Origin of the sequence: Marinigracilibium pacificum (assembly GCF_012926615.1) — a bacterium.
Lineage (GTDB): Bacteria > Bacteroidota > Bacteroidia > Cytophagales > Cyclobacteriaceae > Mangrovivirga > Mangrovivirga pacifica.
In genome coordinates this window covers 398,761-411,181 of record NZ_JABBNU010000001.1, presented here as the reverse complement: position 1 = coordinate 411,181, position 12,421 = coordinate 398,761, and the positions used below count along the sequence as shown (strand labels likewise).

At 34.4% G+C, this 12,421-nt stretch carries 5 protein-coding genes; 3 read left to right on the top strand and 2 right to left on the bottom strand.

What is annotated here, in order from left to right; all coding sequences use genetic code 11:
- The first annotated feature begins 332 nt into the window (after window positions 1-332).
- Both HH304_RS01840 and HH304_RS01835 read left to right on the top strand, forming a co-directional pair.
- Complete coding sequence (locus HH304_RS01840) at window positions 333-746, top strand: hypothetical protein (RefSeq protein WP_169677737.1); 414 nt, start codon at window positions 333-335, stop codon at window positions 744-746.
- A gap of 20 nt (window positions 747-766) precedes the next feature.
- Window positions 767-1,903, top strand: coding sequence for a YncE family protein (locus HH304_RS01835; RefSeq protein ID WP_169677736.1), 1,137 nt, complete (start codon window positions 767-769; stop codon window positions 1,901-1,903).
- A 644-nt stretch (window positions 1,904-2,547) separates the two neighbouring features.
- Here HH304_RS01835 and HH304_RS01830 read toward each other — a convergent pair.
- Both HH304_RS01830 and HH304_RS01825 read right to left on the bottom strand, forming a co-directional pair.
- On the bottom strand, window positions 2,548-5,979 hold the full coding sequence (locus tag HH304_RS01830) for a M4 family metallopeptidase (protein ID WP_169677735.1): 3,432 nt from the start codon (window positions 5,977-5,979) through the stop codon (window positions 2,548-2,550).
- 355 nt (window positions 5,980-6,334) lie between these two features.
- Entirely contained in the window at window positions 6,335-10,429 is a 4,095-nt protein-coding gene (locus tag HH304_RS01825) for a hybrid sensor histidine kinase/response regulator transcription factor (protein ID WP_169677734.1), read from the bottom strand.
- Between the two features lie 673 nt (window positions 10,430-11,102).
- Between HH304_RS01825 and HH304_RS01820 the strand changes: the two genes are divergently transcribed.
- Window positions 11,103-12,413, top strand: a complete 1,311-nt coding sequence (locus HH304_RS01820) for a peptidoglycan DD-metalloendopeptidase family protein (protein WP_169677733.1) — start codon at window positions 11,103-11,105, stop codon at window positions 12,411-12,413.
- Window positions 12,414-12,421 lie beyond the last annotated feature (8 nt).

Genomic DNA, 12,421 nt, shown 5'->3' with positions numbered 1-12,421 from the left:
TTTCTTTTTATTTTTTACTCATCCTGTAAATCCTTGAATCTTGAAAATCTTGATTCTGACAATTAATGCCCGAGATAAAATCCCTACTTTTCATCAAAAGTTTGAAGTTGTCCTGCGGAACACTCCAAACAGCAGGGGATATTAACTTTAATATTTGACTCAATAACTATAGATTATAAACATTGAATATTAACTTTGCAAGCATTTTGATTAACAATGAGCTAACTATTTTTAATAGTGGTAAAGAGCAAAATTCAACACATTGTTTATCAGTTTTATTATTAATTTTTAGGTTAAACCTTCATTATAAAAGGATTTATCACTTTTTACTTATGAAAACAATTTATTTATTATTACTTTTTTTAGTTTGTCTTGGAAAAATTCAGGCACAAGACTCCACAAATGTAAATCAGTCAAGAATGGCTGTAAATGAACCTTCAACAATAGACTTAGTTGTTGATAAGTATTCCGAAAAACTCAATTTAGATTCAAAACAACAAAATCAACTAAGGCAATTGCTAACAGAGCGAAATGAAAAAATTGCAAATCTACCTAATCATGCGTCTTATAAAAGAAAAAATGATTTTGAAACTCCTTATTATGCTCGATTTCGAAGATTTTTAAATGTAGATCAAATAACAATTCTAAATCAATATTTAGAAGATAAAAATGAACGAGTAAATAAGTTTTTAAGAATTAATCCTGGGTTTAGATTCTCTGATGACGATTATAAATTAGATTTTTAAACCACTATACTTTATTAACTATGAAGAATTTATTCTTTAATTTTTCAACCATCATATCCTTAGTAATTGCTTTTTCTTGTGATTCTAATGAATCGGCAAGAATTAAAACTGAAAACTCAATAGGTGGATGGCCTCAAAAGCCAACATATAGCTCTGAAGATGGGATGTATTATGGTGTGACAGGCGATGGAGATGGTACTATTTATAAATACAATCCTGAAAATGATGATTTACAAACCATTTATATTTTTGGTGATTCAATACGCTCAGGGACTTCTCCCAATGGTAAATTACTCGAAACTTTTAATGGAAAATTATTAGGGACTACAACAGAAGGTGGCACAAAAGGAGGAGGGACTATATTTGAACTATCACCTCTATCAAACGAAGTTAATTTCCTTGCAAGCTTTGATGCAAATTCTAACATGAAAAATCCATATTATGGATTCGTAGAATATAATTCGGGATTAGATATTAGCTGGTATAGTTTTGCAAATAGTGGATATATTTTTAGTATTGCCAACGGTCAAACAGCAATTCAGCAAGAAAGTTCATTGCAAAATGAATTAATGGGTGATATCATAAATGCCATTGATAATAACTTATATGTTGCAGACTGGTGGGACGGAGCCATTTTACAATTTTCACCAAAAAATTCCACTTTAACAGAATACATAAAATTTGGTGATTATTTTGAGGGTTCCAGGCCATCTTTAACAATGAGTCTAATTTGTCCTGATGGTGAAAATGCATACACAGCTGTTAGATCAAATGGATCTTATATACTTACAAAAGTAAATTTATTAACAAAAGAAGTTACAAAACTGGCAACCTTACCTCCTGATATTGTTTTTGCAAGGGAGTTTTTTGAGGTAGGAGAAGATGGTAATTTATATTTTGTTGGTCATAATGCCAATTTCGATAATCAAACCCCGAATGAATTATATATTTATCAATTCAATACTGAAACTGAAGAATTAAAGCTTGCTTTTAAATACGAGGATAACCGTATATACCATTACCCAACAAGCTCATTGGAAGAAATAGAACCTGGTGTTTTTGTTGGTGGGTTTGATTTAATTAGTGACTCTTATCCACCTAAGGGAGGCCTTTATAAAGTAGATTTAAATGATTCTACAATCAAATTAATTTATTAGTACTCTTTTAAAGAATTGATTAAACATATTAAAGGGTTAAAGGTCAAACTTTAACCCTTCTTTATTTTGTGATTTCCCCTCTCTTCAAGAAGCTCCATGTTGTCATTATTACACCCAGACAGAATAACAAACTGAAACTATGTTAATGTTTCACAAATCTTGAGATAACACTATATTATAAAGATTAACCCCCCCTGGCGCGTAGCGAAGCAATACGCGTGACTATAATAACAACTCCACATTTAAAATATTCTCTTGCTGAACTGTACTAGGAATTTTCAGCCTCGTCTACTATTTCTGAATTTACCGGATTATTATGGGTATAATCAAGTCTTTGCTCAATCATTATATTATAATCCTTTAAACTGTCAACTTAGTTTAGGATGATACATTCTGACAATTCATCGGCACGCGTTATGCTGAAAAAAGCAACTCGTGACGGGATATATCAACTACCCCCTAAAAAAAAACAAGACCGACTTACAAAAGTAAGCCGGCCATTGCTTGAGTAGAATTTGGGTTGTTGTTAATTGATCGGGCTAAATTAGCACCACTAAAGAACATGAGGGATGATAACTTTATTTGAGAATCTCAACCTTAAATACAACATCGCATCAGCCCCATGTCTCTAGTATTTTTAATGGTTATTTAATGATTAACCTGGTTACATTATCTTCAAAATGAACCGTGTATAATCCTGGTTGTAAAGATGGCAGTTCTATCGGAACGATATTCTGTCCTTTATTTATTGAAATACTTTGCTCCAATGTCATTCTTCCTGAAGCATCAAATATTCTTACAATTGAGTTTGATTGAGCTTCTTCAGCAAAAAACTGTAACGAAACTCTTTCTCTGGTAGGGTTAGGGAATAACTTAACCCCTCTTTCTCTATCATCAATTGCAAAAGATGTAGCTGAGCTTCCACATGGGCCAATGTATGTCCACCAGCCATATGCAGGCGACCAGTAGATGTAATCAGCTTGTGACTCATACACATTACCCTGGTACACCACTCTGTCACCACGGAAATAGTATTTTCCACTTTCATACTCTGGAACTCCATTACAAGATCCTGAACCACCTGATGTAGTAAATGTAACTGTTGAGTAAGGCGAATCCTGACCGTTTGAACATCTGTATTTAACTCTGATTGTATACGATGTATTTGGTGATAACCCTGTATAAGGCTCTGAAGTTCCATTGATTTGAGCCGATTGGAAACTGGCATCTGACGTAGCTTTATATTCTAGTGTGTAAGTACTTACTCCGCTAACACCATTCCATGAAATCTGTGCTGAATTATTAGTAACTGAAGAAACTGACAAGCCTGTTACAGCTGAACATGTGGTAGTTCCTCCTTCTGTAGTAAATGTTATACTAGAATAAGCTGCCTGCTGACCATTAGAGCATGTATATTTAACTCGTACGTTGTAAGAAGTATTTGCAGCTAATCCAGTTAAGCTAACACTACTTGATGATACATTTTGAGATGAATAACTTCCATCTGAAGCCTTTTTGTATTCAAGTACATAGCTACTTACTCCTGAAACTGCATTCCAGCTAATGCTAGCGCTATTTTGGGTTACATTAGATGAGCTTAGTCCTGATACAGCATCACAAGTAGGATTAGTCGAACCACAATCAGATACATATTTCCAGTATCGGGTATCTGTTGGAGGGTAATAGTAAATGAAGTATAGGGCTTCATAAACCTTGTTATTGTAAACTACTCTATCACCGGCATCATAATAACCTGCTGATGACCATGCCTCTATTCCGTCGCAACCTCCACCTGTTGAGCCTGAAGTAGAGAATGTAGTTGAAGCATACGCTGCAGTTTGACCGTTACTACATGTATAATTTACTCGTACATCATAGGCCGTTTCACTTGAAAGTCCACTAAGTGTTACTGAACTACTATTAGCAGTTACCGAAGTATATGAGCTTGATGATTGAGGCTTATACTGCACATTATATGATGACACACCTGAAACAGCATTCCAGCTCACCTGAGCACCTGATGTTGTTACATTACTTACAGAAAGTCCGGTAAGTGCATTACATGAAGTTTGACCTGATTGGGTTGTAAATGAAATGGAAGCATAATCTGCAACTGTACCGTTTGCACAAGTGTATTTCACTCGAACATTATATGTTGTTGAAGCACTAAGTCCTGTTAGGTTTCTAGATGAAGAACTAACATTTACAGAAGTATAGTTTGAAGCTGTTGAAGCCTTGTACTCTAATACGTAACTACTTACTCCTGAAACAGCATTCCAACTTACTGTAGCACTACTACTAGTAACATTGCTAGCAGATAATCCAGTTAACGGATCGCATGATTGTCCACCACAATTTCCACTAAAGGCACTACCCACGCCAACTGCGTGCATAGCATTTGTAGCAGCGGCCTCCTCACAAGATCCTGAGCCATATAAATCTCGTGCGGAGTTAATTACTGCTGTTCTTGCCGCGCTATATCCTGATGAAGAAGTCAAATAGCGAGTTAATGCACGGTAAGCTATTTGAGAAGCCTTTTCAATTCCAATACCATTTACTGAAAATGAATTTCCGTTATCATTTGATCCGCTACCACCTTCTGACACCAGGTAAAACCAATAGTTCATCACACCGCTGTTGGTATGTACACCTCCATTATCTGCACCTGAAGTACTTGCCCAATACGTTCCTCTGTAAGTATCTGGTTGTCTATGTTGATTTGGGTTGTTCATTGAACGCTGGAAAGAAATATATTCTCCCATAGTCCATTTTTGTCCTACACCGGCATAATGCTCTGCATAGGCACCGAATATATCAGAAAATGCTTCATTTAGAGCGCCAGATTCTCCCTGGTAAATAAGGTTTGCTGAATTTTGTGTTACTCCATGAGTAATTTCATGAGAGACAACATCTAATGAAGTAAAAGGGGTGCCACTTGTAGAGTTTCCAAAGTAAGCAAAGCTACCGTACCAAAACGCATTATTACTAGCCCCTTGTCCGGAACCATTTACAAAGATGTCAACCTTGCCTCCGGAGTTGTTATAGCTATTGCGGTTAAACTTCTCTTTGAAAAAATCTATAGTAACTTCGGCACCCCAATATGCATCCAGATAATATTTCTTGTTGCCTGAATAATTAAATGTTGATGATGAGCTAGACATCGTAGTCCCGGATGGCCTTGAGCCATTTTGTGGAACTGTAGCACCGTTCATGTCATACACTTCGATGCTACGGGCTCCACTCTGGCGGGTGTAGTAGTAACTCCCACTCCGATCAGCTGTAATTGACCTTTGGCCATAATATCCTGTGTTAGCTGTTGCCGAGGCATTGGCAAGTAAGAAAGGAGATTTTACCACTGGGCTATTGGCAGGGTGTGGATCAGACTTTTCGCCAGTGATAAAATTCTTGTGGATTTGTGACACAGAAAATATGACCTCTCCAATATTTGCGTCGACATATACATTTTCAATTTCAAATGGGTCGACAGCGAAAATATTGAATTTATAAGCCAATCTCAGCGACTTTGCGTCTAGCTCATTATCCGCATTCATGTAAACTAATTCCGCTTTAGGAATCTCGAAGCTAACATCTCCGTCAGTAACTCTCATCTGAGCTCTGGCTTTGGCTTCTTCAGTTTGCCAGATGTACGTTTTAGCTCCAACTTTATCTAAAGCAGCACTTAAAGCGCTCTCTTCTCTAATAGATGGATTTTTAGTTTCTGAAATGGGTAGCTGCTTAAACCACTCACCATTTACTGATACTACTTTTCCATCTTTGACATGGACCAACATCATTGATTTTTCAATAGGGATTCCGTTTAAAGTTTGCTTTAAACGATAATGGGTAAATCCTAAATCATCAGTCTCTTCGTTGATTATTTCAACTCCATAATCTGAAGTTGCAGGAAACTGACTCAATACAAATGATTCTACCCCATTGAAAACCGGTTGGTTACCCACCTCATATTGTTTGGTGTGAGGAAATAATCCTCGCTGTGTATAGGTGGAGATATCTTGAGCAATACTCATATTACTCAACATAACTAGCACCCATATAAGAGTGAATAATCTTTTCATCTTCTTTGGGTTTTGTTAATAATAAATTTTACAGTTCCCAATTTGATGATGAAAAGATTATTCTGGGTTTTGATTGTTCATAGCATTAGGACTCGTTTATCAATGAAGGGCTCATTTGTCCAGAAAGGGTTCTATTTGTCCATTAAAACTGTATTTTTTTTAATTCCCGGGAAATATTTAATTAACAACCGGGAAATAATAACTTTTATTCTCGGCTGGTAGTGCTGTGAAATAATGGTTAGTGAAGTATAATAAGGAATGGGAATATGGAAAGTATTGAGGAAGTTTTAATATGAAATTAATATTCACTAAGAGATTAAATGATCTTTAAATGTTAAGAAAAGGTGTTTGTAAACTAACTGTTGTTTTTTAAATAATCTGTAGGGGTAACACCAAAGTAATTTTTAAAATACTTTCTGAAATTTTTCTGGGTATTATAACCAACCTCATCAGAAACTTCATTAACTCTAAACCTACCTGTTCGAAGATATTTTGCAGCCCTTCTTACTCGCATTACATGAATAAAGTCCTTTGGAGAATAATTAGTCAATGAAGGTATCTTATTATATAACAAAGAGCGACTGACTTTTAATCCTGAAGCCAATGCTGTAACATCAAAGTCAGGATCATCCATATGCTTATCAATAAGTGTAATGGTGCGTTTTAACAGATCAGTGTCAGGTGATTGATTTACAAGGTCATTAAAGTTTGCACTCCCATCAGAAAACATATCTTTTAATTGCTGTCTGGATAACAAAAGATTATTAATTCTTGCAATAAGAACTTCCTGATCAAATGGTTTTCTGATGAATGCATCAACACCTTCATTTAAAACAGCAACTCTCCGTTCATCATCAGCATAGGAAGTAAGTACAATTATAGGGATATGTGAAAGCAACGGATTACTTTTCAATTCTTTAATAACCACCATACCATTCTTTCCTGGCATGGAGATATCAGTAACTACCAAATCCGGAATTAAAGCTTTCGCCTTTTCCAGACCTTCCACCCCGTTTTTGGCTGACTTATGTTTATATATAGGAGATAATATGTTTTGAAGCATAATATTTATGTCCTCATTATCTTCAATAGTCAATACAATTTTATTTGAAAGATCAAGTATCGGAGTTTCTGTCTTAACAACACCCTTTAATCCGGAGGCTGCTAATTTATTTTTATTTAGTTCAAGCTGATCCCTGTCATAATGATAGTTACCTTCAGGAATTCTTACTAAAAATGAAGCCCCACCTTCTAACAGGTTTTCAGCTTTGATATCACCAAAATGCAGATCAACAATTTTACGACATAGGTACAACCCAATTCCTGAGCTATCAAAGTGAGTAGGTTCAGAAGGTACATTTGAATAATCAGGGCTAAATATACTTTCCAGATCTTTAACACTTATTCCAGGCCCTGAATCTTTGACTTCAATGGTTATACAGTTGTTTAATCCCAAAAGCCTTTTATGCTCAAAGGCACAATTTTCAACCTTATTAATCTCAACTGTAATTGACCCACCCTCCGGAGTAAATTTAAATGCATTCGAAAGCAAATTATAAACCACTTTCTCAAATTGGTGTGGATTAAACCAAAGGTCAATCGATGGTTTTACACTATCAATTTTGAAAGTTATCGATCTATCTTGTGCAAGCCCCTCAAAAAGACTGCAAATTGATTTGATAAACTCTACAACATCATACTCTCCAACAGTAAGTTTTAACTTTTCAGTATTTAATCCTTTTAGATCTAGCATTTCATTAGCTAAACGCTTTAGTCTTTTGGCATTAATCTCAAGTTTTTCGGTTGCTCCCTCCTCATTAACTTTATTCTTTAATGATTGAATATCATTTAGCATTAAGGTAAGTGGAGTACGAAACTCGTGTGAAATGTTTGAAATGAATTGAAACTTTAAATCATTTATTTCCTGCTTCTTCTGTAAGAAAGCCTTATCCTGTTTATCTTTTTCTTTTCTTTTGACAGTGTTTATTTTTGACTTTACTCCAACAAACACAATTGCCACTGCTAATGATAAATATATTCCTAATGCCCACCACCTTAAATATACAGGAGGTAAAACAGTCAGGTTCATAGAAGCATTTGAAATCTCCTCGCCTGATACAGATAACGCTCTGAATTCTAAAGGGTATTCACCAGGTGACAAATTGTGTAATAATACCCGTGGTGTGGATAAGCCAATATCTACCCAGACACTATCAGAAATGCTATATTGCAAATGAGCCCCTTTCTCAACATGATGGGTAGGAAACCCTAACCTTAAATCAATAATATCTCCATAATCTATTGTTACAGGGTCATACTTAACTGTATTGCCCTTTATTAAAACCTCTGGATTTACAGATTGATTTTGATTCTTTGTTATTGTTGATAGAAATATATTGCATTTGTCTTCGCAAAGTATGGTGTTCTTAATTGCTTTGACCGGATCAATAACTACTATTCCTTTATTGGTTCCAAAGAAAATATTACTTGAATTAGCATCAACACTTCCATAATGGAAATAAGGCCAGCCTTCAGACTCTGTTAAGTCAAATGAATGTATTGCTCCTGTTTTTGTATTATATGCAAACAACCCTTGATTAGTACCGAGCCATAGATGATCACTATATTTAATAATTGCATTTACTTTCTTATTAGCGAAATAAGCTTTGCCTTTAAAATCAATAGTCTTTCCAGATTTTCCATCATATTTTAATAACCCTCTGCTTGTTCCTAACCAGCTTATATTATCCTCATCATTTATACTATGGTATATAGCCCCACGATTATCTGTATTAAACAATTGCTGATAGCTAAGTAATTCATGGTCTTTAAACCATCCGGCTATCCAGTCACCAGTCATAACCAAAGAACCGTCAGATAGAAAATCACTGAAGTAAATGTCTTTATCATACTTTAAAATTGGTAGTCCATTGTTATTAAAATGATTTAAGAAACTACCATTCTCCTGATATATATTTATTCCACTACTACTAGTCAGGTATATAGTATTTCCTTTATCTTCAAATATATAGTTAACGTTGTTGGAGGAAATCGAATTGGTTTTTATTGATGAATGATTAAAAACCTTATCTGGGATCATTGGCTTTTGATCTATCTGAAGCATTCTTTCCTCCCCATTATTATATAAAGCGAGCCCATTGGTGGTTGCAATCCATAACTCATTTCTACTACTTATATAAATGTCATTGATAGAATCTGAAGGAAGGTTTAAAGCATTATTATTTAAATTAAAATTCTTTATCGATTCAAAGTTGTTTTTATCTATATCAACCTTTAGTAACCCGTTGCCATATGAACCTACCCATACCTGATCATCTCCAATTGCTTTGACAGCATATAAAAATGTTTTTTGAGGTAAATAGTCTTTTAATGAATGTATATTGATGCCAGGGTTATTCAGAACAGCATATTTAATGCCTTCACCAATTGTAGTTAGCCATAAAATATTATTTTTTACCTGTATCGAACTAACGGGATTATCCCAAAAATTAAAGTCTGGTATAGATTTAAAGGAATATTGCTCTGTTTTAATTTTATTCAAATCTGATAGGTCAGCTTTTTGAAGGCCAGAATGAATCTGAGTGAAATAGAGTTCCTTATTATTTAATAACGTAAATCTTGTAATTGTTGAAAATGAGGGGCTATCTAAATAGTTTAATCCTTTAACCGGAATAAATTTATCTTGAGATACATTATATAGATAAAGGCCTTCCTTTACATAATTAAACAGCAAGAGTTGTGGATCATACGATGTTATTTCCTGACATACTATAAAGTCACTGGAGTCTGTTGCTTCTGAATATTTTATTTTTTTAAATTGGTACCAGTTATCCAAATTCTCTAAAGGCCCTTTATAAACTCCTTTTCCAATTATTGATATATACAATTGATCCGCTTGATCAACATAAAAAGTGTGTATATAGCAATTTTCTTGCTCTGTTAAATCTGAAAGTGGATAATCAATAACTGATTCTGGCAAAAACGAGGAGTTTAATTTCACATCATAAAATCCATGATAGTATGAGATTAATACTCGGTTGTCATTTATGAAAAGAGTTTTCTCAACCGGACGATTATCATCTAGTTTGTGATTAATTAATTCCTGAAGTTGAGGGTTGTATATCAATAATCCGGATTTTGTTGCCAGCCATAAGTTTTTATCCGGACCAGTTTCGATGTTGTAAACAGGAAGTTTTGAATAATTAGAATCTCCAAGTACTAGTTGTACCTCATTGGTCACATATCCATCAAAAAAGGCTAAACCATTTTCAGTAGCAAACCAGGCGCCGCCATTATGTGCCTCTAATCGCTTAAAGACCTTATTTGAAGGTAAACCATATATTTCCTTAATCTCTTTCCATTCAGGCTGCTGCTGAGGAAAGACTACAAAGCAAATGATTGAAAAAACGAATAAAAAAATTGGTCGCATACTACATTATTGAAAGTATATTTCTGTAACACTGCACAAAGCAGCTCTCAAATGTTAATGGCAACCCAAAACCACACTCAATTTGGATGATCAAAATAAGGATAAAATTTGATCCCACGAAAATGTTATAAGTGAAATATCAACTATTCTAAAAAAATTAAATGATATAGAAGAAATTTCACACTTTAAATATCATTTGACTGTTAGAATCAAGTTGAATATGAATTGGCCGAACATCAAGTGGATTAATGTTGTATAATTCTTTATTATAATTGCGCAATCTATTTTTGTCTTGCATTTTATAACCAACTGATACAGAGCAAGTGTTAAATAGCCTTCTTTTTTTTGTTACATTTTGTTGCAAAATCATCACAATGTATAGAAAATCAGGAAATCAGTACTATAATTGTAATTTTACGAAACATTATAAGTCATTAGATTTATATCATTCAAAAAAGTATTTTAATTTTTTGTGCAATATTTAAACAACCAGACAGTTATAGTCATATTTTGGTACTCTTTTAATATTTTATCACAAATTCTTTTTAGGTATTCCAAATAAGTGATTTAGATGGGTTTTATTAAAAATTGCCTAAACCATTGATAATTAAGGATAAATAACTGTATTTTGCAGATGAGGAAAAAAATGTATTTTTTTTAATTATTTCCAGAAATGAAACTTTACAGGCTAACAGGTATTTTGATCACGGTGGCGATTGCTGCGGCAGCGTGGTTTTATTTTCAAAATGAAAAAGAGACAATCAACACAGCTTCCGAAGCAAGTATTGAAGTTGACTCTGCAGAAATTTATGTCGAACCGGAAATGATCTATGGCTATTATGCTGATAGCGTAGACGTAGTCGAGGGTGTAGTTGAGTCAAATCAAAACCTTAGTGAAATTCTAACACAGTTCAATATTAGTATGCCAACTATTCACGAGTTAGCAAATAAATCGAAAGATGTATTTGATGTTCGTAAAATCAGGGCAAACAAAAAATACACTGTGATAATGCCAAAAGACACTGCACAAAGTGCTTTAGCATTCATATATGAGCCAAGTGCGATCGAATATATTGTATATTCCTTTAATGATTCTGTTAATATAAATAAGGTAGAAAGAGAGATCGAAATTGTACAAAGAGAGATCTCAGGAATCATTGAAAACTCTCTTTACATTAGCATGACAGATCAGGGTGCCTCACCTGCTTTAGTAGATAAGTTGGCTGACGTATTCGGATGGCAGGTGGATTTCTTCAGAATACAAAAGGGTGATTACTACCGAGTTATTTATGAAGAAAAACAAGTTGAAGGTCAGGTTGTAGGTTTAAATAAGGTAATCGCTGCAGAACTGAATCATTTTGGGAGTGACTATCATGCATTAAACTATGATCAAGGTGATGGTGAAGACTATTTTGACCTTGAAGGAAATAGCCTTAGAAAAGCATTTTTACGATCTCCTGTAGAATTTTCAAGAATTACTAGCAGATATACTGGTAGAAGATTTCACCCTGTACAAAAAAGGTGGAAAGCTCACTTAGGTACAGACTATGCAGCTCCTCATGGTTCTCCAATCAGATCAACAGGTGATGGAGTAATTACAGCAGCAACTTATTCTAAGTATAACGGTAATTATGTAAAAGTAAAGCACAACGGAACTTATACTACTCAATATCTTCATATGTCTAAAATTAAGTCAGGAATAAGACCTGGGGCCAGAGTAAGACAAGGAGATATTATAGGATATATTGGTAGTACAGGACTAGCAACTGGGCCTCACGTTTGTTACCGATTCTGGAAAAATGGAAAACAGGTTGACCCAATGGCTCAGGATCTTCCGGCTTCTCAACCGATCAAAGAAGAAAGCCTTGAAGCATTTAATAAGAAAAAAGACGAGTACCTTGCTATGTTGAAAAAGGTTAAGGTAAATGGTCTTAATGAAAATAAACTTGTTGCTCAGGCAGAAACTGAAAATAAGAAATTGTAAACCTCAAA